This window comes from Desulfurella amilsii (assembly GCF_002119425.1).
Taxonomy (GTDB): Bacteria; Campylobacterota_A; Desulfurellia; order Desulfurellales; family Desulfurellaceae; genus Desulfurella; species Desulfurella amilsii.
On the sequence record NZ_MDSU01000002.1, the window covers coordinates 1 to 23,802 of the forward strand.

At 32.7% G+C, this 23,802-nt stretch carries 31 protein-coding genes; all 31 read right to left on the bottom strand.

What is annotated here, in order from left to right; translation table 11 throughout:
• Positions 1–459 (bottom strand): PH domain-containing protein (locus DESAMIL20_RS01405; protein WP_086033101.1); only part of this gene is annotated, 459 nt, incomplete at its 3' end.
• A 9-nt stretch (positions 460–468) separates the two neighbouring features.
• Positions 469–891 (bottom strand): heavy metal-binding domain-containing protein, encoded by a 423-nt coding sequence (locus DESAMIL20_RS01410; protein WP_086033102.1) that lies wholly within the window; start codon positions 889–891, stop codon positions 469–471.
• An 11-nt stretch (positions 892–902) separates the two neighbouring features.
• On the bottom strand, positions 903–1,700 hold the full coding sequence (locus tag DESAMIL20_RS01415; RefSeq protein ID WP_086033103.1) for a tetratricopeptide repeat protein: 798 nt from the start codon (positions 1,698–1,700) through the stop codon (positions 903–905).
• 218 nt (positions 1,701–1,918) lie between these two features.
• Positions 1,919–2,587 carry a TraX family protein gene (locus DESAMIL20_RS01420; protein ID WP_086033104.1) on the bottom strand — a complete coding sequence of 223 codons (669 nt, stop codon included), beginning with the start codon at positions 2,585–2,587 and terminating at the stop codon, positions 1,919–1,921.
• Entirely contained in the window at positions 2,574–2,918 is a 345-nt protein-coding gene (locus DESAMIL20_RS01425; protein ID WP_086033105.1) for a hypothetical protein, read from the bottom strand. Before DESAMIL20_RS01425 ends, DESAMIL20_RS01420 begins: the two co-directional genes overlap by 14 nt.
• 10 nt (positions 2,919–2,928) lie before the next feature.
• Positions 2,929–3,198, bottom strand: a complete 270-nt coding sequence (locus DESAMIL20_RS01430; RefSeq protein WP_158090474.1) for a glutaredoxin family protein — start codon at positions 3,196–3,198, stop codon at positions 2,929–2,931.
• Positions 3,167–3,553 (bottom strand): hypothetical protein, encoded by a 387-nt coding sequence (locus tag DESAMIL20_RS01435; protein WP_086033107.1) that lies wholly within the window; start codon positions 3,551–3,553, stop codon positions 3,167–3,169. The genes DESAMIL20_RS01430 and DESAMIL20_RS01435 overlap by 32 nt, the downstream gene beginning before the upstream one ends.
• A gap of 7 nt (positions 3,554–3,560) precedes the next feature.
• Positions 3,561–4,232, bottom strand: coding sequence for a hypothetical protein (locus DESAMIL20_RS01440; RefSeq protein WP_086033108.1), 672 nt, complete (start codon positions 4,230–4,232; stop codon positions 3,561–3,563).
• 9 nt (positions 4,233–4,241) lie between these two features.
• Positions 4,242–4,472, bottom strand: a complete 231-nt coding sequence (locus DESAMIL20_RS01445; RefSeq protein WP_086033109.1) for a hypothetical protein — start codon at positions 4,470–4,472, stop codon at positions 4,242–4,244.
• A gap of 155 nt (positions 4,473–4,627) precedes the next feature.
• Positions 4,628–5,749 carry a beta clamp domain-containing protein gene (locus tag DESAMIL20_RS01450; protein ID WP_086033110.1) on the bottom strand — a complete coding sequence of 374 codons (1,122 nt, stop codon included), beginning with the start codon at positions 5,747–5,749 and terminating at the stop codon, positions 4,628–4,630.
• Positions 5,750–5,751: 2 nt separating this feature from the next.
• The gene (locus DESAMIL20_RS01455) at positions 5,752–6,039 is read right to left on the bottom strand and encodes a hypothetical protein (RefSeq protein WP_086033111.1); all 288 of its coding nucleotides are present in this window, start codon (positions 6,037–6,039) and stop codon (positions 5,752–5,754) included.
• On the bottom strand, positions 6,036–6,632 hold the full coding sequence (locus DESAMIL20_RS01460) for a hypothetical protein (protein ID WP_086033112.1): 597 nt from the start codon (positions 6,630–6,632) through the stop codon (positions 6,036–6,038). The genes DESAMIL20_RS01455 and DESAMIL20_RS01460 overlap by 4 nt, the downstream gene beginning before the upstream one ends.
• Positions 6,604–7,032 (bottom strand): dUTP diphosphatase, encoded by a 429-nt coding sequence (gene dut, locus DESAMIL20_RS01465; protein ID WP_086033139.1) that lies wholly within the window; start codon positions 7,030–7,032, stop codon positions 6,604–6,606. The genes DESAMIL20_RS01460 and dut overlap by 29 nt, the downstream gene beginning before the upstream one ends.
• A complete protein-coding gene (locus DESAMIL20_RS01470) occupies positions 7,032–7,451 on the bottom strand; it encodes a hypothetical protein (RefSeq protein WP_086033113.1) in 420 nt (139 codons plus the stop codon). Before DESAMIL20_RS01470 ends, dut begins: the two co-directional genes overlap by 1 nt.
• Positions 7,448–7,780 carry a DUF805 domain-containing protein gene (locus tag DESAMIL20_RS01475; protein ID WP_158090475.1) on the bottom strand — a complete coding sequence of 111 codons (333 nt, stop codon included), beginning with the start codon at positions 7,778–7,780 and terminating at the stop codon, positions 7,448–7,450. The genes DESAMIL20_RS01470 and DESAMIL20_RS01475 overlap by 4 nt, the downstream gene beginning before the upstream one ends.
• 8 nt (positions 7,781–7,788) lie before the next feature.
• Positions 7,789–9,783 (bottom strand): DNA topoisomerase 3, encoded by a 1,995-nt coding sequence (locus tag DESAMIL20_RS01480; RefSeq protein ID WP_086033115.1) that lies wholly within the window; start codon positions 9,781–9,783, stop codon positions 7,789–7,791.
• A complete protein-coding gene (locus DESAMIL20_RS01485; protein WP_086033116.1) occupies positions 9,783–10,184 on the bottom strand; it encodes a hypothetical protein in 402 nt (133 codons plus the stop codon). Before DESAMIL20_RS01485 ends, DESAMIL20_RS01480 begins: the two co-directional genes overlap by 1 nt.
• Before the next feature lie 152 nt (positions 10,185–10,336).
• The gene (locus tag DESAMIL20_RS01490) at positions 10,337–11,431 is read right to left on the bottom strand and encodes a hypothetical protein (RefSeq protein WP_086033117.1); all 1,095 of its coding nucleotides are present in this window, start codon (positions 11,429–11,431) and stop codon (positions 10,337–10,339) included.
• Between the two features lie 33 nt (positions 11,432–11,464).
• Complete coding sequence (locus tag DESAMIL20_RS01495; RefSeq protein ID WP_086033118.1) at positions 11,465–12,106, bottom strand: hypothetical protein; 642 nt, start codon at positions 12,104–12,106, stop codon at positions 11,465–11,467.
• 1 nt (position 12,107) lies between these two features.
• Positions 12,108–13,226 (bottom strand): hypothetical protein, encoded by a 1,119-nt coding sequence (locus tag DESAMIL20_RS01500; protein ID WP_086033119.1) that lies wholly within the window; start codon positions 13,224–13,226, stop codon positions 12,108–12,110.
• On the bottom strand, positions 13,219–14,847 hold the full coding sequence (locus tag DESAMIL20_RS01505; protein WP_086033120.1) for a type II secretion system protein GspD: 1,629 nt from the start codon (positions 14,845–14,847) through the stop codon (positions 13,219–13,221). Before DESAMIL20_RS01505 ends, DESAMIL20_RS01500 begins: the two co-directional genes overlap by 8 nt.
• Positions 14,840–16,090, bottom strand: a complete 1,251-nt coding sequence (locus DESAMIL20_RS01510) for a hypothetical protein (RefSeq protein ID WP_086033121.1) — start codon at positions 16,088–16,090, stop codon at positions 14,840–14,842. Before DESAMIL20_RS01510 ends, DESAMIL20_RS01505 begins: the two co-directional genes overlap by 8 nt.
• The gene (locus tag DESAMIL20_RS01515; protein ID WP_086033122.1) at positions 16,077–17,018 is read right to left on the bottom strand and encodes a tetratricopeptide repeat protein; all 942 of its coding nucleotides are present in this window, start codon (positions 17,016–17,018) and stop codon (positions 16,077–16,079) included. The genes DESAMIL20_RS01510 and DESAMIL20_RS01515 overlap by 14 nt, the downstream gene beginning before the upstream one ends.
• Positions 17,015–19,504, bottom strand: a complete 2,490-nt coding sequence (locus DESAMIL20_RS01520; protein WP_086033123.1) for a TraG/VirB4 family ATPase — start codon at positions 19,502–19,504, stop codon at positions 17,015–17,017. Before DESAMIL20_RS01520 ends, DESAMIL20_RS01515 begins: the two co-directional genes overlap by 4 nt.
• On the bottom strand, positions 19,501–19,842 hold the full coding sequence (locus DESAMIL20_RS01525; protein ID WP_086033124.1) for a hypothetical protein: 342 nt from the start codon (positions 19,840–19,842) through the stop codon (positions 19,501–19,503). Before DESAMIL20_RS01525 ends, DESAMIL20_RS01520 begins: the two co-directional genes overlap by 4 nt.
• Entirely contained in the window at positions 19,842–21,080 is a 1,239-nt protein-coding gene (locus DESAMIL20_RS01530; protein ID WP_086033125.1) for a TraB/VirB10 family protein, read from the bottom strand. The genes DESAMIL20_RS01525 and DESAMIL20_RS01530 overlap by 1 nt, the downstream gene beginning before the upstream one ends.
• The gene (locus tag DESAMIL20_RS01535) at positions 21,081–22,196 is read right to left on the bottom strand and encodes a hypothetical protein (RefSeq protein WP_086033126.1); all 1,116 of its coding nucleotides are present in this window, start codon (positions 22,194–22,196) and stop codon (positions 21,081–21,083) included.
• Between the two features lie 2 nt (positions 22,197–22,198).
• On the bottom strand, positions 22,199–22,810 hold the full coding sequence (locus DESAMIL20_RS01540) for a hypothetical protein (RefSeq protein ID WP_086033127.1): 612 nt from the start codon (positions 22,808–22,810) through the stop codon (positions 22,199–22,201).
• Positions 22,807–23,085 (bottom strand): type IV conjugative transfer system protein TraL, encoded by a 279-nt coding sequence (locus tag DESAMIL20_RS01545; protein ID WP_086033128.1) that lies wholly within the window; start codon positions 23,083–23,085, stop codon positions 22,807–22,809. The genes DESAMIL20_RS01540 and DESAMIL20_RS01545 overlap by 4 nt, the downstream gene beginning before the upstream one ends.
• A 9-nt stretch (positions 23,086–23,094) precedes the next feature.
• Complete coding sequence (locus DESAMIL20_RS01550; protein ID WP_086033129.1) at positions 23,095–23,442, bottom strand: hypothetical protein; 348 nt, start codon at positions 23,440–23,442, stop codon at positions 23,095–23,097.
• An 80-nt stretch (positions 23,443–23,522) separates the two neighbouring features.
• Positions 23,523–23,801 carry a hypothetical protein gene (locus DESAMIL20_RS01555; protein WP_086033130.1) on the bottom strand — a complete coding sequence of 93 codons (279 nt, stop codon included), beginning with the start codon at positions 23,799–23,801 and terminating at the stop codon, positions 23,523–23,525.
• Position 23,802 lies beyond the last annotated feature (1 nt).

Below are 23,802 nucleotides of genomic sequence, written 5' to 3' on the forward strand. Positions count from 1 at the left end.
CCCTCTGTTTTCTATTCTGTTTTGAAACTCAAAAGGTTTTATTACTGTAAAAGAGTCTTTACCGTTGCTTGTATAAACAGTAACCGAACCATAATTAAACAGTTTGCCTAAAAAATTCTGTTTTATTTCTGTGCTTGTAATTTGAGATAACAAAATTTCAAAATGAAATTTTTTTACAAACATATCTATGACGCCTATTATTCTTTTGTTGGTTACAAGCACTTTTGTAAAAATACAGGCATAAACCAGCATAAAAACAAGTCCTATAATAGATGCAAGCGTAAATGCAACAGTTAGCCCTGCTATTTTGTCAACAGGCACATTGAAAACAAAAGGCAATATAAAAGGCAAAGATATAGCTAATGTTACAATTAAGCTTTTCATAACGCAAACCCAATGCTTTCTGGTTTTATATAGGACTTGTTCGTTTGGCATTAAATTGCCGTCAACTCTTTCCATACCGCATTCCTACTCTACAATTACCGCAGTGCCAATGTAAATTACTTGCGAAACCTGCCATTGACTGCCCTGCTGTTCGTAATTGCCTGTGGTTGACTTTACATCTGTGATTGCATTTGCGCCCATATTTTTGGCATTAAGTATCATATCCTGTAAAGCTTCTTTTTCTGCCAAATCAAACTCTTCTTTTGTTGATGCCTGTGTTTCTGAAACACCGCTTACTACGCCTATGACTTTTGTAATTTTCTTACCCGGGATTTCTGATGACGATACTGTAATAATTTCATCTCTAATTTTTTCTAAATCCTTTATAATGCTGTTTTTTTTCTGTATAGCCTTTTTTTGTTTGGCTTTAAGCGATGCAACACCAGAAAACCATATAAACAAAATAAAAGCTATAATAAATATAAAAAAACCAGAAAAGATTTCCATAAGCACACCTCCTATACAATAGTCAATTTTCTTGACTGATTTATTAAATTAAGTATTTCGTTGTTATCATTTTCTTCGCAGTAATCCAATGCCTTTTTAAAATTTGCCAAAGCATCTGTTTTATTTTTAGTTTGATTAATAAGCCCAAGTCCCTTGTAAGCATTGCATTTTATTTGATTATCATTTGATTTTATAAGACTTGAATAAAGCCTGCGGGCTTTATCATAGTCTTTATTCTGCAGGTAAAGGTCTGCAAGGTCTAACTTTAAGTATTCCAAATCGGTTTGGTCTTTAATAAGTGGTTTAGCTTTTTCCAGACAGCTTATAGATTTTGAAATATCATTGATTATCTTATAGCATTCGCCAAGCATATTGTAAACTTCAAGCTTTTGTTCTTTAAAAGTAGCACAGTTTAAAGCTATAAGTCCGCAATCTATAGCTTTATCTATATCAAAATCCTTGTATATCTCTGTAAGTTTTATATAAGCGAATGATTTTTGATTTTTTTGTATCTGCGGATTAAGTATTGCCTGATTAAGATAATCTGTTGCTTTCTCAATAACACCTAAATCTTTGTAAACAACGCCGAGCATAATTTGTATGTTTGCCATCTTTTTTTGGTTTTTAGAGGCTTTTTCTTTGGCAAGCTGTAAATGAAGCAGGCTTAAAGCTATATTATCTGCGTAGTAGTAAGCAACACCTGCATAATAATGCGTCAAACTGTCTTTTTTAATTTCCAAAGCTTTTTCAGCTAAATTAACAGCCTCATTATAATTTTCATTTTGAATGCTTTCAATGCATTCATTCAAAATGTTTTCTGTTTTTTGAATGCTTCACCTCCTTTTGGACACTTTTGTCCTAAAACTTATTACATAATAGCACAAAAGTATAAGATAGTCAAGTATAAAGTTTAAAATAGGTATTTTTTAAAATGGCTTTGGAATAAGGTTTTAAAAAATGATGAGTTTTATGCATTTAAGAGTTTTATCCGAAAATACTTATTTTAGGATAAAAGTATTTACAAATTTTACGCAACGCCCAGCAAAACCCTTAAAATAAATAAATGCGCTGGATAAAACCAATAGCCTATCCATTTATTTATCTTTAAATTAGGTAAAATGTCTTTTTTAAGGCTTAAAAAGATTAGAAAATAGCTTACAAACACCATTAGGATTATTCTAATGTCTATTGTATTTAAATAAAGCATTAATGGAAAAGTTAAAGCTAAGAATATTTTGTTGTTTAGCTTAAAATAGAAATAAAAAGCCACTATTAAAAAAGCGCAGGCTATTATTTCTACATCAAAAAACACAAAAAAAGCAAGGTAAAAAGCCATAGCACAAGTTAAAGCAAACTCATTAAGCTTGTTTTTATCTATGAAGTAAATCATGGCAAGCCCAAAAGCCAAAGGTATAAAAGCATTTCCAAAAGTTTCAAAATACGCAATATAAAACGGTTCGCTTAATAAAGCAAATATGGTTACTCTAAATAGAAATTGTTCGTGGTGTCTGCTGTTGTAGACAAAATTATAGGCAATTAGAAAAGCAAATATCGGAATGCTTATCCGCCCAAACATTCTCCAATAAATAGCGTCATATGCATTGATATGATAATGATTGATTAACCAGATAGAAAAATGGTCAAAAATCATCGCTATCATAGCTAAAATTTTCAGCCAAGTTTTATTGGTCTGCATCACGATTAGCTTTTTCTATAATTGCTAGTTTAAATCTATGTTTATAAGCATCATTCATATCTTCTGCACTGTCATAGAAAGAAAAATTACCATTTATTAAATCACTTATATGTAAAATAATAGTATCGCTTGGATAGCCTGATAGCCATTCAAATAGCGTAGCAAGATAATAACCGCCAACACCGCAATCTTTAATAGGCCCATAAATATACCCTTGCCATTGCACTATTTTTTTACCTGTTTCTATATCTTGTAAAAAACTATGAAAATATTTACCTGCAAGATTTATTTCTTTAGACACTAATTTATTTTGTCTGTTTTTTGTTTCCACAAAAACCTCCTTAAAGTATTTTTCTATTTTTTTTGCCTGTAAAATCTTGCAAGCCAAGCAATTTATTCAGCTGTTGAATGTCAAAGCCTGTGATTACCTTATTGCCAATAATAACCACAGGAATGCTTGACTGTCCTGTTAGTTTTGCTACTTCCAGCTGTTTTTTTAAATCTCTTGAAATATCAAATTCTGTATATTTAACGCCTTTTTGTTTTAAATACATTTTAACCGCATTGCAGTAAGCGCAATTATGCGTAGTGTAGATTGTAACCTGTTTCATTTTTACTCCTAAATTGTTCATATAGTTTTTTAATTTTAAATATTAAAGTCCTTAAAGCCGACACATAGCCCATTGTAAAGTATCCATTAGAAAAATCACCGTTTTCTTTTTGATATTTAATCATTTCTGGTATTCTTTTTAAAAGTATTTCTTCAAGTGCATACAAAACATTATCAGTATTGTTGAGCAAATATGCTCTAATTGAAGTATAAGCCACAAAAGCCCCTTCGCAGTTGCTTAACAAGGCATAATCTGAGTCACCCCTTGCGCCTTTTTTTAAAAATTCAATTTTGTTTATCTCATTGTCAACTATTTCTATTGTTTTATTTAATATAATTTTGTTTTCAACTTGCATATTTTTCTCAAATAATAATTTTACTTATATCTATTCCTTTGTTCATTTTAGTTTTTTTTATTTCCTGTGGGAAATTTAGAGACATACTTTCTCTTTCTTTTTCTCTTTTTCTTTCTATTTCTATTTTTATAAGTCTTCTTGAGTCTACATAATTATTATTAGCAAAAAAAAGACATTTTTTAAAATAATAGTTATCTTTTTTTTCTATATAATTAACTGCATTATAGAAAAAAGCTTCTCTTGGGTTCTTTAATTCTATATAGCGAATTTTGGTTTCTTCAATATTTATTTTTTTAGAATGATATTTAGAGTGAAACAATATTTCTACAAAACTATCTACAAAATCCTCTTTCAATAAAAATATTTCTTTGTAGTTAATGCCTTGATGTTGCAAAATATATACAATAACAAGCATTTTTATATATTTCATAGTATCGTTTTCACTTAAATGCTTGTATTTAAAATACTTCGCCGTAAGCATATTTACTGATTTATCCTTATATCTTTCAAACAGCACATCAAAATACTTATGCTTAATATAAGAGATATAATAATCTTTATTCTCTTCCCAAACTTTAATCTCAAATTCTTCATTACCGCTGACAGCAACATAATAATTATTGTAACGGTAATCCTTTTTAAGATTTTCTTTTATAGTTTCGCTTAAAGTTTTTTTCATAAAATCTCCTTAATATTCCAATAGTCTTTTTATTCCAAATGTTAGAATTACAATTGCCACGCTGACAATAATAAATACAGTAAGAGAAATAAATAAACTTGAAAATATCAGATATCCTATAAGCAGTATGCGCCTAATTGAAGTATATTCTTCGTCCATTAAAGCAATCTTGATTATCACACTAACAATTAAATAGCCAATCGTTTCTGCAATAATTGTGTTTGCATTAAAATTAAACATAGCTTACCGCCTGAATTTATAAAAGTAATCCACGATAAAAAACGACAGGATAAAGCTAATTATAGTAGTTTGCCAATCTGTCAAATAGATAGTATTCAAATAATGAATACTATCTACCGCAGGTTTAAGTAAATGGTGCGCTTGTGCTGTCATCTTTATCTCACAGGCACAAATACAAACATTTCATTTTCATTTACAATTTCATAAGGTTTTACCACATCTTTCCAATACAAATCTATGTTATCTGAATTATAAGTGTTGATTAGAAAAGGATAAAGCGATAAAAGCAAGCATTGCAGTTTAACTTCATCTTTTGCATCGCAATATATTAAAGGTATCGTATCAATACTTTCTTCGCCCTCGTCGTTGGCATAAAGAATTTCCATTAAGTTTTGGTTTATTGTTAAGGTTATATGCGGGTTTGTTTCTGTTTTTGCAACTTGATATATTCTATCTACCGCAACTTTAAACTCCTGCAACGGTATTGTGGCTTTTGTGGCTTCTTTTCTTATGCTTATCTGTTTATAATCAGGAAATCTGCCTTGTATAATTTTAGACGCTATTTTAATTGTAAAATCGGTATCGTTAATAATAAATTCTGCATATAAGGGTTCATTGTTATCGTTGTAATAGGTATTAAAAGTTAATACAGCGTCTTGTTCTGCATTTATTTTAAGAAGCTGTCTTACTGCGTTTGCCTCTATAATACCGTAAAAATCTTTTGTTTCTTGATTAAACACTTTATTGTCAAGCATCATTCGGTTTGTAGCTACCGCATTAATTTGATTGTCTTTGCATTCTATAAGCACGCCTGTAAATTCTCTTGTAGCCATACTGCCGTCTTCTTTTAACGAAGCAAATACTGTATTTAAAAATTGCTTTGCGTCTTTAAAAGGTAAAGCAAATATGGTATCAGGCTGTTTGTTTTTAATAAAAAAATCATATTCTTCAACGCTTGTAGGTTTAAGCGTAGCGGTAAATGTATTGTTTTTAACTATCATTAAACGGTCTTTAAAGTCAATTTCCACTTGGTCTTTAAAGCTTTTAAAAAGCTTGGCTACATCAGGCTTGATGTAGCACTTAATTTCTTTTTCCAAAGGCTGTGCCAATGTATATTCAATGGTTTCCTGAAATGCTTCGTTTGTGGCAGTTAAAGACAGTTTATCGTTTTGTATCCATAAGTATAAGTTGCTTAAAAAATCAGAGTTGCTTTTTTTGGGCACTATACTGACGGTATTGAAAATTTTTGCGATTATATCAGCATTAAATTCACTCATATTTAAAAAGCCCTCTTGAGCCTTTCTTGGTAAAAATTAAAAACATAAGTTCCGTTTCTGAAATATTTAACGATAAAATTACCTTTGTCTTTGCTTTTAACAACAATCCTTAAATACTCATTATCAGCTGGATCGCCTGAAATGTAATTATCTTTGTTGAATTCTCTTATCATATTGCTAACATCATTCACATCGTCTGTCTGTATCTCTATATATCCGTTTTTTCCAGAGTAACTGCAAATAAACTCTTTTGCCTTTAAGTTTTCTAATTCCTTCAAAAGCAGTTTCATAAATACACCTCCTTTTTTGGGTTTCCGCTAATAGCCAATTCAACATACTCTTTTAGAGATTTTAAGTTATTCCAAAGCGGAACATACTGTTTTAAAGTTTTGTTCCAGCTGTATTCCAAACCTGTGTATAATACTTTCTTGCGTAAAGCAACCGATAACATAACAGGACTGTCATCTACAACAAGAAACACTCTATTATTGATAAATTCCTTTTTATTTTGCGCAATAATGAGCTTATCAAAATCAAGATGGTTTTTAACCAGCCATCTTTCGGTAGTATATCTTGAATCATTTATTCTATCTGTTACAATGGTAATATAAAAACCCATTTTTCTAAGTTCTTTTAAGAAAAGCATAGAATATTCAAAGGGTTCGTATTTTTCCTGTTCTAAATGTATTTCATTGACAATACGCTTAAATTCTTTATCTGATATATAGTTTTTATAAAAATGCCAATCCCAAAACTCTATGGCAGGGACAAAATACTTGTTTTTTATAAGTTTTTGATATAAAGCGCCCGCAAAATTCCATAAAGTATTGTCTATATCTATAAAAACGATTTCTTTATTTAACGCCTGTGCTTCCAAAACCATTACTACCTCTTTCTGTATAATTAAATTCTTTAGTTTCTGCTACATATACTTTTACAACAGGCACAATTACAAGCTGTGCTATTCTGTCGCCTTTTTGTATGTGAAAATATTCTTTGCCGAAGTTTGCAAGAATAATTTTGATTTCTCCACGATAATCTGAGTCTATCGTGCCGGGAGTATTTAAAACAGTAACACCTTTTAGCGCAAGTCCGCTTCGTGGTCTAATTTGACCCTCAAAACCCTGCGGTATTTCTACTGCAAGACCTGTTGATACAAGCTTTATTTCGTTTATGCCTAAATCAAGCGTTTCTATTGAACGCAAATCCATACCTGATGATCCTTGTGTCTGATAATCAGGTAAGATTGCAGTAGGGTTAAGTTTTTTAAAGAAAATTGTTATCATATTGCTTCCTCTTTATTAAAAACTTTTAATATCGGTATAATAGTATTTTCTTTGCTTTCTTTAAGTTCTTTGCCTTTTTGAGTGATATAATAAGTTATCTGTTTTGATTTCGCTATATGTTTTTTCTTTCTTGGAAAAAGCATTTTAGCAGTATCAAAGGGTTCCTGTAAAGAACGAATATAACCTTTACCGTGTGCCTGCTTTAACAGCGTAATAACAAAACCTTGCTGATATTTAACTTTTATATTGCATTGTCTTGCAACTTCAAAAGCTTTTTTACGCAACAAACGCAGTTTAACAGGATTTTCTTTTGTAGCATCAATATCAGATATCATTTGATAAATAAGCTTAATGCCGCCTGCTTTATAAAAGCGGTTTCTGTCTCTTCTCTGTTTATCTATTAGTGTTAAACTCATACTATTTCCTCCATAGTTTTGCTTTCTGTTAGTCCCACAATCAGCCACACAACAATATTTGCAACAGGTATCAGCAACAAAAGCCAATACCAACCGCTTTTGCCTATATCGTGCAAGCGTCTTACAAACAAACTAACATTTGGCACAACAATAGCCAGCGAATAAAGCCAATATAAACCTACTAAATAAGGGATAATTAAATAACTCAATAATAAAAGTGTTGCTATGATAATAAAGTTAACTAAATGAAAATACCAAAATTCTTTTCTTGTTGCCTTGCCTTCAAAGTTTATGTAGTTTTTAAAAGCCAAAAGATAGTATTCTAACATAACACCTCCTACCATTTATTTCCTACGCTTCCGTCTTTTTGTTTCCAAAAAGCGCTTCCGCAGGATTGACATCTAAAATATTCATTGCCGTTTTTTGTTTTTCTTATTACAAGGTCTCCTCTGCACTCAGGGCATTTTTTTAATTTGCTTTTAGGGATTATTTCTTTTGCCGGGAGTGGTTTAGGTTTTGCAGGATTCTCTAAACCTAATTCCAAACTTGGAGATGTTTTTACTTGTTCTACGATTTTCTTTACAAGTCCGATTTGTTCGTTTAAGAATGTTTCGCCTGCCTGCTTGCTGTTGCCTGCTACATCTGAAAGCATTGATTCCCATCTTGCAGTTAAAACAGGGTCTTTTACTTGGTTTGGCAAGTAATTCAAAACTTTTTCCACAAACGGCATTACAGGTTCTAGGCATTTGCCGTTGCGTTTTATGTATTTGAGTCTGATTAAATCCTCTATAATCTGCGCCCTTGTGGCTTCCGTGCCAAGTCCGTCTGTTTCTTTTAATACCGCTTTGGCTTTTTCATCATCTATAAACCTGTGTATATGGCTCATAGCTTCTATGATTGTGCCATCTGTAAAACAGGGTGGGGGAGTAGTCTGTTTGGTTTCTATTTCGGTCTGAGATGAAACAAACTTCTGTTTTTCTTTTACAACAGGCATTTCTACTTGCGCCTGCGGTTCAAATATGCTTTTAAAACCCATTTGAATAGCTTTTTTGCTTATGCTTTGCCATTTATAGCCTGCAATATCTGCTGTAATTGTCTGCTGTAAATATATGTATGGCTTTAAGAAAAGCATTAGGTAGCTTTTTGCAATTACACTGTATAAAAGCTTTTCATCACTGTTTGCTTTACTGTAATAGCTTGTGTCCTGCGTAGGGATAACAGCGTGGTGAGCTGACAGCTTTGAGTTATTCCAAGCTTTGTGTTTTATATTAATATCACACATTTTTATCTCTTTTTCAAATAAGCCTAACTGCGATATTTTAGCAAGTATGGCTTTACCATCGCTAAATTGCTCTTCTGGCAAGTATTCGCAGTCTGTTCTTGGATAAGTAACAAGTTTATATTCATAAAGGTTTTGCAGGTTTTCTAATGTCTGTTTTGCTTTCCAAGAGTATTTTTCATTCATAAACTTTTGCAGTCTGGATAGATTAAAAGGCATAGGGGGATATTCTGTCTTTTTCTCTTCTTTGACATTTTCTATAAAACCATTTGCTTTGGTAGTTTCTTTTGCTATGCTTTCTGCATATTTTTTATCAACAAGCCTGTTTTCTTCATCAATGCCTTTTGATAGCGTTTTAGTGATTAATGTAAGGTCTAAATAAGCGTCGTTTATAAAAGGCTTGTTTTTTAAAACATAAAAGTCTTTCGGTTTAAATTCCTTTATGTCTTTATACCTTTTATAGATTAAAGCAAGGGTAGGGGTTCTCACTCTGCCTATTGAAATAGTAGCACCAGCGGTATTCTTTTTGGTAAAAAGTCTTGTAAAATTCATACCGATTAGCCAATCAGCTCTGGAACGCAATTCGGCAGATAATTTTAATGGATAATAGGCTTTATTGTCTTTTATTTGCTTAATTGCTTTTTGTATGCTTGCTTTGTCTAATGCATGTAGCCAAAGTCTTAATACTTGCCCTTTGTAGCCTGCATATTCAATAATTTCATCAACCAATAGCTGTCCTTCTCTATCAGGGTCTCCTGCATTGACTACTTTATTTGCTTTTTTAATTAGAGATACAACAGCGTTAAGCTGTTTTTTGCTATCAGGTTTTGGATACTTAATCCATTTATCAGGCAAGATAGGCAAAAACTGCAAATCCCAGCTTTTGGTTTTGATATATTCATCAGGTTTTGCAAGTTCCAATAAATGTCCAAAGCACCAAGTAACTTTAACATCACCAAAACAGTCAATGCTGTCGGCATTTTTCTTTACAATACCGATAGCATCGGCAATTGCTCTGGCTAAGCTTGGCTTTTCCGCTACATACAAAATCATTAATACACCAAAAGATTTAGGATTTTTCTTTTGGTTGATTCAACAATCACAGCTAAAACTGCAATTGCTAAAAACACGGTTGCATATAGTCCTGTCTGGCTGAATGCAGGATTTCCTGCAAGAGAAATTTTTCCTAAAAGTTTCGGCAACATTAAGTAAATAAAAAAACCGTATGGAACAATCAAGCCTGCGGCTAAAATATTTTCCATCAGCTTTATTCCAAATTCACCCGTATCTTGAATCGCATTTTTACCATATATTGCGATAGCTATGGCAAAACTGAAAAAAGCGCTAAACAGTATTGATGTCATATCAATACTTAAATGATTAAATAATAAAGCCAAATTGCAAGCCAACCCTGCAATAAAACTACCTGCGATAACAAAAATCTTTTTTAACATAACAACACCTCCTTGTTTCTCAGTTCACCCAAGAAACCACGCTCTGCGTTTTTCTACGCAAAGCTATTTATTAAAATAGACACAATTTTTAGAAAAGTCAAGAAAAAAATTTTTAATTATTAAAATATTCGGATTTTTATTATAATTTGACTTTAAAGCGGGGTTTTCTGGCTTGCTTTGATAGCATCCTCTGTCTTTTTGATTTTTAAGAGTTCCTGTTTAGCTCTGTCTGGTTCTTTGGCTTTAATGTATAAAGCGTAAGCTACCTTGTAATGGTTTAAGGCTTGGTCGTATCTGTTAAGTTTAGAAAGTATGTTGCCTAAATCATCATAAATATTACCTGCATAGTAGTTGTAGGTAAATGGATAGCCGTTGAATTTTTCTACCTTGTTGCCATTTGCTTGTAAATATTCGGCTATTGTAATAAGCTTAGTGATGGCTTCCTGCGTAAGGTTGTAGTCATTTGCTTTAAATATATCGCATTGCAGGTTGGAAATGTCTGTTAAGTCAAAAAACATTTTCATCTTAAACTTTAAATCCAAAGCTTGCACTCTGTAATAAAGGGCTTTTTTGTAGTCTTTTACGCTGTCAAACCTATTTGCCAAAGCATCATAAAAGACAAGCTTATCTTTATCTGATGTAAAAAATCTCTGCCCTGCAAGAATATATTCGTCAATTTTTAATGGATCACCGTAAAAAACAAGTTTTAATAAAGTGTTCTGCATAAGTTCTTTGTCATTTGACTTTAAAGCGTTCTGTAATGCCAAATTAAGATACTGTTGTGTCAATGCTTTTGATTCAGCTGTTGCAGGATAACCGTTGTTGTTTGCATAATAATAAGCCATCTCTAAATAAGCCATTACTTTGTAAGCTGGATTTGTGGTAAGCTGTGCCGCTTTGTTATAAAAACCTATCGGATAAGCATTTTGTTTAATGTTGTTTTCCGCTGTAGTATAAGGTCTTTTCTGCCAAGAGTAAATCTCTCCGAAACAAAAGTTTGCTGTAAAATCATTAGGGTGCTGATACAAATACTCCTTTGCTTTTTCAACGCTAAACGATTTAAGCGTATTTTTAGCGAAGTTTTCGCAGAAAGAAGTAGGATTTAAGGCAAATGCGCTTGATGCGCTTAATGCAAATATAAGGCTTAAAGCAATTGTCTTTTTATTTAACCCCTCCCCCCGGAAGTCCCCGCCTTTATCTTCAGATAAGGCGGTGGATGAACGGGGGGTTTCTGGTTTAGCACTCATACTGCCTCCTTGGCATTACTCATCTTATATAGCCTATGGCTTAGCGGGGGTGAGTTGACCATAGACATAAAGCCTGCCTCCTAAAATAAGCTCCTGCGGTTTTGCATATTTTGACTTTGACGATATTTGATTAATAATCAAATTATTATTGATTAGTTCATTTATTGCGCTTGTTAAATTGTCATAATTAACATAGTTTTTAATAGTAATTTGGACCGGTATGTAATGAAAAACACTCATTTTTGTATCTTTGCTTACTATTTTATTTGTTTCTAAAAAAGAATTTGAATTGTTATTTAAGCCCTGAAAATATTTTCCTGTTGAAGCGTTTTCTGGAACATTGACATTTAAAGTATAATCTATGTTGTGCTGTTGAAGTATGGTTTTAACTGTATTTATAGCTGTTATTTTATCTGTTAAGTAAATAACATTTGTTTTTAAGGGCTCTAATGATTTTATTGTTTGAGTATTATTGTCAATTTCTAAACGCAGACTATTTATTTTTTGGGCATTTTCGCTTATTATTAAGGTTTGATTTGCAAGAACTTTTGAAAGCCCGTAATTAATTCCAAATATAGCAATTACTATAACAAACAGTATTGCAATATTAATTTTTCTGAAAATTTCCGATAAATAATCTATTAAATTTTTTGCATAAACACTAATTTTTTCCATACTACAACCCCTGCTGAATTTTGTTTAATGGTATTTTAATGTCAATTTTTGCCTGCTTAGTATCTGGAGTAATATAATAAGTGTTTTGAATCTTGTTTTTCTCTAATACTTGATGGACTGCATAAGCCAAAACAGTATTGTCATAAAGCACGCTTATATTAAGCCCCTGCTTGTCTGTATTGTAATCAATGGTTTTAGGCTGTGTATAGTTGATAGGATAAATATAGCCTGCTATTTTCTTAAAATCAATTTCATCTTCCAAAATAATGGTTTTACCTTTTTGTATGTAAAGGTCTTTTTTTATGCTTTCCAGATGGCTTATTATTTCTTTTGCTTTATTAATTTGTCCTTTTTGATAGCCTATTATAATATTATTTTTAATATATGTTCCTAAAAAAAAGACGGGATATAGAGAAGTAAAAAACATTGCCATAAGAATGGCTTTTTTAAGTAATATTGTTTTTGAATCTTCAAAGACAATATTGTATGTGTTTTTGTATTTAATGCTGTTAATTACTTTAATTAGTTCATTATAAGGCTTATTGTAGCCGTAAATAATAAAATCATCAATGTTTACATTATGCTCTTGGGAAATAACTTCAAGCAATTCTTTTACTGTTTCTTGGTTTAAAACAGGATACAAGCGTCCTGTTGCTTTATATCCTGTAATTTTAGTTATTAAAATTCCATTTTTAAAGATTTGGAAAACCAATTCCTTACTTACAGTATTGTAAATTGCAATTAAAACCGTCTTGTCTGACTCAATAATGGCTTTGTTTGCTTGGTAGAAAATCTGTTCTATTCTTGTTAAAGCATAAGTATTGTAGTCTCTTATAAGCGTCCTAATAAAATCCCTGTCATCAATATATACATATTGTTTATCTTTAACTGAAACGACTTTATACAAAACATCTCTATTCTGCTGTTCTTTGAAATCTGTTTCAATTTCTGTCTTAATATACTTGTTTTCAAGGTTTGTATAATCTCTATACTGTGTGCTGGAAGAATAAAAACAAGCATAGATTTTTTTATGCTTTAAATCCTCTAAGTTAATAATCCTTTGAGAAGTAAGAGAAAAAGCTTTATTGGCATTGATTAAAAAAAGATATTCCTTAATCATTAGCCTTTGTCTCCGATTTTACAAAATCTATATCTTTGCCTTGCGTTACTATGCTGTTTTTCTCGTTTGGATTAATTACAGTAGCTCTAAGCAGAATAACCATTGTTTCGTTTTGTTTGTTTTTGTTTATGCTTTTAAATAGCCACCCTACAATAGGAATGTCCCCAAGTATTGGAATTTTTTGATGGGTTACACTGCCTGTGTTTGTAGTAGCTCCACCTAAAATAATCAGCTGTCCGTTTTTAGCAGTAAGTCTTGTATATTCGCTTCTTGTAGCCACAACAGGCTCTTGGATTGCCTGTCCTCCCATATTAATATTTTCCCAGCTTACAATATTTGTTACAACAGGCATTATTGTTAAATCTATTGTATTATCAGCATTAATGTGCGGAATAACAGTTAAGCTCACACCGTCTGAAACACTTGATAAGGTATAAGAAAGCTGACTGTTGCCAGATGTGCTTGCACCGTAATAGTTGTTTTGAACGCTTGAAATATACGGGTAGCTTGTTCCTGCCTGAATATTACCTACTTGATTATTAATGAGAAATATTCTCGGACTTGATACTACTTTTGTATTGCCCTGCGTTGCCAAAGCCTGTAAAGCAATATTAAATACATTTGTATGATCCATATTGCTTATAGCACCGCTTGCTAATGCTCCAAGCGTTGTGGGAGTTAATGCGCTTGGCGTAGCTGATGCGGGAGAATTAGCCGTAGGCGCTCCGTTGGCATTATTTGTATTAAGCATTATATTTGAACTTCCGCTATATCCACCTATTCTAAAATTATTTAATGCACTCCAATTAATACCCCACTGCTTGCTGTCATTTAATTGCACATCAACCACATAAGCCTGTATATAAACTTGTTTTGAAAAAGCATTTATCCAATTGTTTATAAGCTTTGATGCTTGTTCTACATACTTCGGATAATCTTTAACATACATAATGCCGGTAGTGGGCTCTACCATTACACTTCCGTTTTTTGATAAAACGGCTTTTACCTGCGAGACCATAGTATTCAGCATATCTTTGCCTGTCTGTGTAGCTTTGTAGGTAAAATTGCTTGTAGATGATATTGAACCGCTGTTGCCTGTTGAACCTCCAGATGAACCTCCAGATGAACCTCCAGATGAACCTCCACCATTGTTGCTATTAGTTCCACCGCTTTGTCCTGATGATGAAAAATCATATTTTGCGTCTGAATTGTCTAAAATAGACGCAGGAAGCTTAAACTCTTCCATTTTAAAAGCTTCTACTGTGATTATTTTTTTAAAATCGTCAATTTTATAAAAATAATCTGCTTGATTTAAAATAGTTTCTAATGCCAAAGGCAAAGATACCTGTGTTAAGCTTACGGTTATAGGAGAATTTAAATCTACATCATTTGAATAGGTTACAGAATATCCTGTTAAAGCAGAAAAGTTCTGCATAACTACACCCAAAGGCTGGTTGATTGCATTAATTGAAACTTTCGGCTGATTGTTATACTGCTGTTCCTGCTGTTGTTTCTCTATAAAAGAATTTAATTGTTTTGTTAAATCCGCTTTTGCAATTGTTGTGGTAGCGGAAAAAAATAAAATGCTTGTTGCCAAAGCAAAAGATATTTTTTTATTCATGATTGCCTCCTATAAATGCAGGCGGGGTATTCGGATTGCTTGGATTGAATACCGGTGCAGGCGGATTAAACGGCATACTGCCATTCATTTGATTTGATTCTGTGCCAGCCTGCTGTCCTGTTTTAGTGTGAGAGTTGCTTGTAAAAACTACTGAATTTTTTGTTTCTGATTTAAAAGATAAAGGCAGAAAAGCTTCACCTTCTGGGCCGTTTACATAAATACCATTTGACTCTATGCGTGTAACACGGTAACCGGGTGCTACATTATCACCGACACCAGCTCTAAATATACTGTTTTGATATTGAACCACTGCTATTTTTTTATCCTTGTAATCATAAATTAGATTAACCGATACTTTTCCTAAAACATTTGAGTTTGACATTGAAGCCGAACCATTGTTGTTGTTAAAGTTTGGCGGAGGAACATTAAAAGGCATACTGCCTTGCGCTTGAGTTGGAAATGGCACAGTTCCGCTTGGCATTGACGGCGGGGCAGGTAATTTTACAGGCGGAGGCGCTATAACGGGAAGCTGTGGTTTTTCTTCTTTTGCTTCTTTTACGGGCTTATTTAAAGACTGCATTTCGTCTTGTGTTTTTAAAATATCTTTTTGAAGTTTTAAAATATCAAGCGATTTTTCATAGTAATTTTTCATTTGGTCTAACTTGTATTCTTGTGTCGGCTCTAAACTGAATATATCAAAAGACTTGTTTACGGTTTTTACGATAGCACTTGCGTTTTGCTGAATACTTTTAGGAGAAAGCGGATTTGCTACCGCATTTGACGCTGTGGCATTAGTGCTGTTGGTTGCATTTGTAGCATTAACCGTAGCATTAATTGCAGTTGCGGGTTTTGCAATAGGTTTTTTTGCAACAGTATTAATATGTGGAGTTTGTATTTTTGACTCTGATAATTTTTGCTCAAAAGTATAACCACCATAAACTGCTACAACAGCCAAAACTGCTATTATTGAAATATAAGCTTTTTTACCTAACGGCTTCTTTTTAAGCTCATTGCTGATATTGCCTTGATTGTCATTTTTTTTCTTCTTTTTAAAAAAACTCATTGCTGACGTAAGATTAATTTGTTTCTTTTTAAGTTCATCATCTTGTTTGTTTTCTTTATTTTCAGCAGTGTTTTCATTATCAAGGAGTTCATCGTCATCGTTTTCAAGATTAACTTTATTTTGAATTTCGCTAATAGTTTCTTTCAAATCTTTATCTTTATCTTTTTCATTTTCGTTCATCATTTAACTCCTTTTGCAAATAAGCTTTCATTAAAAATGCTTTTGAGAGTTCATCTTGTCCCATATTTTTAAGTATATTGGCTATTTTTATGTTTACTGCCGTATTGCTCGGATCTACTAAATTTGCTTTATAATAATATTTTAAAGCATCAAGTTTATCGTTTGCTGTTATATAATTATCTCCTATGTAAGTATAAGCGTTTACTTCATCTGTTTTATTGCCTAATGCTTGTGCGCATAATGCCATATCAAACAATGTTTGATTTTTGGAATCAATATTTGCGTCTTTATTTTCAATATAGCTTTGTGCAAAATCATCATAAGCTTTCTTGTATTCGTGATTTACAAGCTCATATTTACCCAAAGCTGTATAGTATTGAGATTTATTAGTTATTTGAGTATTTATATTTGCTTTTTTGAGTGTTTCATAAATAGTTTTGGTATCAGACAAATCACCATTGTCAATCATTTTTATCAAAGCATCTGACATATTATCTAAGTTTGGCGGAGGCGGCGGTGGTGTTGGGGTATTTACTACCGAAACCACTTTTTCATTAGGTAATACAGGTATTGCAGATGTGCCATTGTCTGCTGTTGCTATTGCAGTGCTGTTTCCTGCAACTGCTGTTGCAGTGGTATTTGTTGCAACTGCTGTTGCAGTGGTATTTTCTGTTTGAGGCTGTAATCCTCCCTCTCCATTTACTCCAACAACTGTTTTCTCATATTTGTAAGTATAATGCGCTGGTATGTAGGCTCCGCCCACTACCTGTGCGGGCACATAGACTTTATGAATATCCATTTTAGAAAGGTTATTTGTAACTTCTTTTTTCCCTTGTTCTACTCCATTCTGGTAAACCTGCTGTTGATTTGTAGCGCAAGATGACACAGCTAAAGCGGTTATTACTGATACAATTAATGCCTTTTTCACTCTTTTTCCTCCTTTATTAGGGTTTCTATCGCTAATCCTAAATTTCCATCGCATTTTTCTAAATATCTGTCTAATTTTGCATTATCTTTATCGTTTGTAGTAGATAGCCAATAAGTGTATCGGCTTGGTGTAAGCCTTATTACTCCGCTTATATTGTCCCCTATTTTAACAAAACACTCTGAATAGTTAGCGGTTCTTTTGACGCTTATATATTGATTAAGCTCATAAGGTGTAAGCATAAGGCTGTTTGCGTTTCTTTGTATTGAGTTTTGAGAGTTCATAAGCAGAAACTTATTTGCGCTGTTGTTGAATATCGCAATACCTGCGTTGGAACTGAAAAAGTCCTCAAAGTCCTGCGTAATTGTTACAAGCTGGGCTCCGTGCTTTCTATAAGTCTTAACAATTTCAATAAAAAATTGACTTGTTGATTTAATTCCCATTAATCGCCAAACTTCGTCCATAATCAAGTATTTTTTGCGACCTCTTAATTTCGGATTTTGAATAATATTTGCATAAAAGTAAGCAACTGACATAAACCAAGCAGTCAAAAGCTCATCATCGTTTATTCCGCCTATCTCAAAAACCGTAAAAGGATTTTCTATATTAAACTTATTCGGTCCGTCAAAGAAACTTCCATATCGTCCTTTCTTAGAAAAAGGCACAAGCCTGTTTGCTATTTCCTGCCCTAAATCTCCTTTCGTGCGTAAAAGCTCAATAAAATCAGAAATCATAACTTCTCTGTTTTCTTCTGCTTGTATTTTTGATAAATCAAGTATAGCTTCTTCAAGAATACCTGTTTTTTCTCTGCTTAAATAGTCTTTATCTGACTCCATACCGGTAGCCATAAAACGCAATATATTTGACAAAAATACAAGCTGTTCCTTATCGCTAAAATTAAAATTATAGAAAGGGTTGATTGTTATAGGGTTTGAAATGCTTAAAGTAATATATTGTCCGTTGTAAAGGTTGCAAAGCTTTTTATAAGAGTTACCTTTATCTATAACCAATATAAACGGATCTTCTCTTGTAGCCTGCAAGATATAATCGCACATAAAAAACGATTTGCCTGCTCCTGTTATACCTAAAACAACTGCGTGCGGGTTTGGTGTAATCTCATTGTTAAAGCAGTCAAGAGTAAGCACATTGCCTCTGCGGTCAAGATACATCTGACTTCCGTTATGCGTTCCTTGAAATTCTGGATAAAAAGAAACGATATCGGCTGTATGATGCGGGTAAAGTTTTCTTGTGCGTCTTAAAACACTGTCATACTCTTTTCTATAAAAGAAAGGCAATGTATTTAAGAACACAGGAAATATTACGGGGTCAGTTTCGTGGATACATTGTATTCCATATAATTCCAATCTTGTTATTAAAGTTTCTACATCTTTGTATTTAACCAAAAAAGTAATCATAGTATTATTGAGATAGATATTATTTTTGTATATATCCTCCAAAACCTGCATTATTTCAGCCTTTATAGTATTTGACTTTATATCTGCTCCTGTTTTGGTAAATGAAAAAGCAAATTTCTTTTTGATTTCAAGTGCCATTATTTCTTTTTCTTTTGGGTTTGTAAAAACATTTATAGTGCATAAAAAGTCATCAAGCATATCTGCAAGAGTAAAGTTGTTGTTGTCCTCTATAAAGAAAAAGTTGGTTTCTGTTCCTGCTATCGCATTGACGCTTACTACTGCGTAGGGTTCATTGCCGAAATAAATCTTATCGTTATCAATAGTGATATTTGTATTAATAAGCTGTTCGCTTAAAGGCAAAAGCTTATCATAGCCTTTGACTGTTCTTGGCTGATGGTTAAATACAGGATAGAAATAGTCTAAAAATTTGTCTGCGTTAATTCTTTCCGATTTGATACCTATAATTCTGAATGAGTCCATTAAAGAGTCAATTGCTCTGTTAAGTTTTCTTAAATCTTGTTTCCCAGCTTTATCATATATATGCAAATTATTTTCTGCGTTGCCGAAAAGCGTTTCCATAATGCCTTTATCCTGCTGTGGTCTTTTTGTAACAAGCGTTACTGCAAATATCCTCTTAAATGTCTTTGCCGAATATTTAAGTCCGTTTATTTCACATATATCGTTTGATTTAAATAAATCTATTTTTTCATTAACAGCTTTTTTTACAACACTCGGCAAATCCTGTTTTGTTTCTTTTTTTAAATACATATTTATTACAGGGTCTTTTATATCTGCTCCCCTTGTAGAGATTAAAAAAGGCTGTAAAATCATATCAGGGTAATAGTGGTTGAATACTGTTGCAAGTCCGCTGAAAACTCTATCTAAAAATTTATCATAGATAGCGTTTGGAGGCGTTACTTCAAACAACATTGATATTGAACCGTCTTTATTTAAAAAGTATCCATCATCTTCAAAATAAAAAAGATATGGCAAATAGGTTTGTATTCTTAATTTGTTGTCTTCTGGAAGTTCTATTAAAGGTATTTCAGACTTTTTCTTTTTAGAAAAAATCATTGTGTTTTCTCCACTTCAAGACCTAAATTAATAGGGTTTTTTGTAGAATTGATATACCAAGTAGGGTTATTGATTTGGACAAATATCCAGTGTCCTGTAATAAACACTCTTTTATCCTGTGTAGTATGCGGCGGTATCCACATAGGCTGAATTACAGGAGGCTCAATAACAGGAACTTGGCTTACGCTTTCCTGCGGTATGTTTGTCTTTATATTAATTTCTGTCTGCGAATCATTATTATACGCACTTGTCATATTCTCTTTCGGTTTTAATTCGTTTGATGTAGCACAGCTTGCTAAAAATATTAAACTGCATAAAGCCATAATTGTTTTTTTCATCAATCCACTCCTCTAAATCCGTATTGATTTATATTATTCAGTTTATAGCCTGTTATAACTGCTCCTTTTTCTACAACAAGATACGCTTTTGTTCCTGCTGGAACATAAATCATATCTACAAGATTATTTAATTTATTTGCATAATACTGCGATAATGCGTTTGCTCCTCCTGCAAGCCCTGCATAACCGCTGTATTTTCCTACCTGTCCTCCGTTAACCGATGTTTCTACTGTGCCTGATGTAGTTAAAGATGAGTTTTGGTTAGCCATTGACATAGCACTTCCAAAGCCCTGTAAAACTCCTGATAAAAAGCTTCCTGTTAAGTATTTGCCTGTAACAGATATTACTTTGCCTTTTATGCCGTATGCACTGTCTTTCTGTGCCGATAAATAACCGCTGATTTTAAAGTTTTCTGATTTTCCATTAGGCAAAACACAGGACAACTCATAAGCATTTACAAAAGCCCTTTCGCTGGCTTGATTGCCTTGTGCTTTGGCTAAAACTTTACAGGATTTCAATGGTATTCTTGTATGATTTGGCCCGTAAAACATTTCATTAACATTAAGCAAGGTTGGCAATTCCTGCCCTGATGTAATAGGGGCATAAATACCGCTTACTAATGTAACAGACACTATTGATCCATCTGGCAAAGTTACATAATTGTCATCATTTTTTGACTGCTGATTTGCAGTTGTATTGCTTTGTGTAGCATTGACATTAATTGATTGTATTCTTGCTGGCGGCGGAGGCGGTGGTGTAGGCGCAGGCATACTGACATTATTATTTTGCGGTGGCAAAGATGGTGGTGCCGACTGCTGAATAGGATTTGGATTTGACGGCAAAGACGGCGGTGCAGGTAGCTGTGCCTGCTGTGACTGCTGTTGTTTTACTATATCTTTTAATTGCTGTATGCTTTGAGTATTGTTTGCAGTAGCGTTTGCAATTTGGCTTATTTTCTGGTCTAATTGTTTCTGTAATAAAACAGAATTGTTAAGTTGAAGCGTTGAGTTTGTAGAGTTTGTTTTTTGATGAACTTTCTTTGAGTTATTGCTTAGTATTCCTTTTATCGTAAAAAAAAGGAATACTAAGACTACAGCCATAAGTATAAATATTTTGTTTTTGAAATTAGGCGGTAAGTTATTTAAAGGATTTTTTGAGTTTGTTTGTTTTTCGTCTTTCGTTCCTTTATTGATAACACCACCGCTTATATTGCTTTCTTGGTTTTTATTCTCTTCCATCTATTCAAGCCTCCCTTTGTATGATGTGATAAACCATATCTTACTTTCTTGGCTTGGGTTTAAATACATATCATCAACAGCTATGCCGAGTAAATTTTTAAAATATATCTTTTCATAGGGAACTCTTATTCTTACAGGTGATATGTTTTTAATTATGCCTTCATATGCTGTATATATTTGTCCTTGATAGCTTTTTATAAGCGTTAATGTTATATCTTTTGTTAAATACGATACTGTTGGGTTTTTAATAACCGCAACATCTAAATCATCGCTGTGATTTCTTACTTCAATAAGGAAATTTGATATGCTGTCGCTTTCTTCCTGCATTGCTGACGAAGTATTTATATTTTTTTTCTGTATGTCGTTAACAATTAAAGTCAAAGGGGCTTGAGATGCAGACTGCAAAAAAAAATGATAAATATTGCCGTTGGTGCAGTTGATATATAAATCTCCTCCAATATTATCTGCAAGCGGTTTCAAGAAAAGCTTATTGTCTGAAACTTCCGCAGAAATCTTATCTGTGCTTATGCCTGTTATTAGTTTTGAAATATGTGCAGGCAAGTCAATTTCCGTAGTTCTTTCATTCATTAAACCTACATTTATAATTTGGTTGGGTGTATATTCTATTGTTTCAACATTACCATTGGAATCTGCAAGCGGTTTTACAAGTGCGCTTGACGGCGGAGGAGTGCTGTTTACAGCAGGCATAGCTTGCTGTGGCTGTGTGCTTGCTTGTTCTTGTGCTTGTGAATTAAATAATATAGATAAGTAATTGCCTGACTGCGATACAGAATATTTTACATCAGGATTAGCTATAAATGCTATTCTAAAAAAATGCTCACTTGAATGCAAAGCAGTTTTTGCAAGATAGATTTCCTTTCCTGACATAGTCAAACTGTTTGGCACTTTACCGCTTTTGCTGTCTGTATTTAGAATGTCCAGAATAATAATTTTAGAGTTTTTATCTTTTTGCGTTGAGATTTTATATTTTATAGCTTGGGTTGCTTCTATCGCACAAGTATTGTCTATACACGCAATAGACTTAATAGTATTTGCATTTACTATACTTGGTAACAAAAGCATAGCAGTAGCCATTAAAAAATGTTTTGTTTTCAAAATCAACCTCCATTGTTTTCTTTTTCTTGAATTATTTTAACATCTGATACATACAAGCCAAAAGGGTTTTCTAAACTCGGATTGCCTTTAACAATAGTAATATCAAAACTGACTTTCTGCGCATTGGCAACCGAATCATAGTAATTGCTTACATTTGCTTTATTTACTTTTATTAAAAATGTATTTTTGTCTATTATTTTTACCGCAACATCTTTTGCGGTAAACGATATTGAACTTGCATAGTTTTGAGATGTAAATGTTTGTTTTATATTTCTTGCGTAGCGTTCAATAGATTGATACATAGCAGGCAAAGCCAAATTTTCGGCCTCTTTTACTCTATCGTCAAAATTAGCAGGAGTAAAAGAGTATAAAAGGCTTAAATAGTTTTGTGTAAAGTTATAAATAACTTCACCTTGATACTGTGATGGTATTACAACACCGTTGTAGCCAGAAGTTACGACATAGACAGGTTTTGGAGATAGAAAATACTTTCCAAGCATATAACCAAATAAAATAACCATCAACGCTAATGCTAATGTCTCCAAAACCGCTATGCGCAATGTAAAAATTCTTAATTTTTCATCGTCCTTCCAAAATTCCCAATATTTCTTCACTTAACTAAAACCGCCTTGTTACCTAAATATTTTATTGGCATTCCAAAAGTTATATTTAGATTTTTATAAAGCGTTTGAAAGATTATGCCTTTTGGTTTATTGTTTTTATATCTGTTAACCGCTACCATTCCAAGCAGGGTTATAATTAACAGTAAAAGCAGGTTGTTTACAAAAAAAATCAACAGTCCTATAATGCCCGCTCCGACAATACCGTCTTCTTTGTCAAAGATAAAAACCTTTAAAGGTTCGTCAATTATTTTAGGAACATTTCTCATAAACACCTCTTATTGATGGAACATACTCCAAACTTCATTTGACAAACCTGTTGCAAATGCTAACAAGATTGCCATACCCCACATAATAAATGCCGTCGCCGCTGATTTCCAAAGCATAACAATACCGCCGAATACAAACACAACAAACAAAACTTTACCTAAAACATTGTAAAGCAAGTTTGAAAGCGTATTTCCTGCCTGCTCTATGGCACCATTGCCGGTAGTTGACGCTACTGTGCTTGCAAAAGAATGGTCTGTTAAAACTAAAAAACACAAACCGATTAATAAGACTGTTACTAAGATTTTAATTTTTCTGTCTTGCAGTAAGATATTTAAGTAACCTAAATAGGCAAGCATAACCGATACCTCCTAATAAAATTCTTAATATTATTATAGGTATTTAAATTAAAAAGTCAATAAAAAAAAATAAAAACATATTATTGCATTATTTTTTTTAAAATTATATTTTTTAATTCTTCTGGATAATAGTTATCTATTTTGTATTCTTTTATTTCATTTAAAGATATGCGGTTTAAAAATTCCAAAGTGCCGTAGTGGTCTTTTGTTATATGAAATTCAAAACCGCTTCCTGCGGGCATTAGAAAAATTTGTTTGCAGACAGCACATTGCCTAATTTCAAAAACAGGATAAAATATAATATCTTCTATATCTAAATCATCATCTAAAACAATAAAGTATTTTTTTAACAAATCCATC

What these genes read in the sequence shown, in the direction of transcription:
- DESAMIL20_RS01410 (WP_086033102.1), bottom strand. Translation starts at nt 891, where the DNA reads ATGGAAATCTTTTCTGGTTTTTTTATATTTATTATAGCTTTTATTTTG.
- DESAMIL20_RS01420 (WP_086033104.1), bottom strand. Translation starts at nt 2,587, where the DNA reads ATGCAGACCAATAAAACTTGGCTGAAAATTTTAGCTATGATAGCGATG.
- DESAMIL20_RS01430 (WP_158090474.1), bottom strand. Translation starts at nt 3,198, where the DNA reads ATGAAACAGGTTACAATCTACACTACGCATAATTGCGCTTACTGCAAT.
- DESAMIL20_RS01435 (WP_086033107.1), bottom strand. Translation starts at nt 3,553, where the DNA reads ATGCAAGTTGAAAACAAAATTATATTAAATAAAACAATAGAAATAGTT.
- DESAMIL20_RS01440 (WP_086033108.1), bottom strand. Translation starts at nt 4,232, where the DNA reads ATGAAAAAAACTTTAAGCGAAACTATAAAAGAAAATCTTAAAAAGGAT.
- DESAMIL20_RS01445 (WP_086033109.1), bottom strand. Translation starts at nt 4,472, where the DNA reads ATGTTTAATTTTAATGCAAACACAATTATTGCAGAAACGATTGGCTAT.
- DESAMIL20_RS01450 (WP_086033110.1), bottom strand. Translation starts at nt 5,749, where the DNA reads ATGAGTGAATTTAATGCTGATATAATCGCAAAAATTTTCAATACCGTC.
- DESAMIL20_RS01455 (WP_086033111.1), bottom strand. Translation starts at nt 6,039, where the DNA reads ATGAAACTGCTTTTGAAGGAATTAGAAAACTTAAAGGCAAAAGAGTTT.
- DESAMIL20_RS01460 (WP_086033112.1), bottom strand. Translation starts at nt 6,632, where the DNA reads ATGGTTTTGGAAGCACAGGCGTTAAATAAAGAAATCGTTTTTATAGAT.
- DESAMIL20_RS01470 (WP_086033113.1), bottom strand. Translation starts at nt 7,451, where the DNA reads ATGAGTTTAACACTAATAGATAAACAGAGAAGAGACAGAAACCGCTTT.
- DESAMIL20_RS01475 (WP_158090475.1), bottom strand. Translation starts at nt 7,780, where the DNA reads ATGTTAGAATACTATCTTTTGGCTTTTAAAAACTACATAAACTTTGAA.
- DESAMIL20_RS01480 (WP_086033115.1), bottom strand. Translation starts at nt 9,783, where the DNA reads ATGATTTTGTATGTAGCGGAAAAGCCAAGCTTAGCCAGAGCAATTGCC.
- DESAMIL20_RS01485 (WP_086033116.1), bottom strand. Translation starts at nt 10,184, where the DNA reads ATGTTAAAAAAGATTTTTGTTATCGCAGGTAGTTTTATTGCAGGGTTG.
- DESAMIL20_RS01490 (WP_086033117.1), bottom strand. Translation starts at nt 11,431, where the DNA reads ATGAGTGCTAAACCAGAAACCCCCCGTTCATCCACCGCCTTATCTGAA.
- DESAMIL20_RS01495 (WP_086033118.1), bottom strand. Translation starts at nt 12,106, where the DNA reads ATGGAAAAAATTAGTGTTTATGCAAAAAATTTAATAGATTATTTATCG.
- DESAMIL20_RS01500 (WP_086033119.1), bottom strand. Translation starts at nt 13,226, where the DNA reads ATGATTAAGGAATATCTTTTTTTAATCAATGCCAATAAAGCTTTTTCT.
- DESAMIL20_RS01505 (WP_086033120.1), bottom strand. Translation starts at nt 14,847, where the DNA reads ATGAATAAAAAAATATCTTTTGCTTTGGCAACAAGCATTTTATTTTTT.
- DESAMIL20_RS01510 (WP_086033121.1), bottom strand. Translation starts at nt 16,090, where the DNA reads ATGAACGAAAATGAAAAAGATAAAGATAAAGATTTGAAAGAAACTATT.
- DESAMIL20_RS01520 (WP_086033123.1), bottom strand. Translation starts at nt 19,504, where the DNA reads ATGATTTTTTCTAAAAAGAAAAAGTCTGAAATACCTTTAATAGAACTT.
- DESAMIL20_RS01525 (WP_086033124.1), bottom strand. Translation starts at nt 19,842, where the DNA reads ATGAAAAAAACAATTATGGCTTTATGCAGTTTAATATTTTTAGCAAGC.
- DESAMIL20_RS01530 (WP_086033125.1), bottom strand. Translation starts at nt 21,080, where the DNA reads ATGGAAGAGAATAAAAACCAAGAAAGCAATATAAGCGGTGGTGTTATC.
- DESAMIL20_RS01545 (WP_086033128.1), bottom strand. Translation starts at nt 23,085, where the DNA reads ATGAGAAATGTTCCTAAAATAATTGACGAACCTTTAAAGGTTTTTATC.
- DESAMIL20_RS01550 (WP_086033129.1), bottom strand. Translation starts at nt 23,442, where the DNA reads ATGCTTGCCTATTTAGGTTACTTAAATATCTTACTGCAAGACAGAAAA.
- DESAMIL20_RS01555 (WP_086033130.1), bottom strand. Translation starts at nt 23,801, where the DNA reads ATGGATTTGTTAAAAAAATACTTTATTGTTTTAGATGATGATTTAGAT.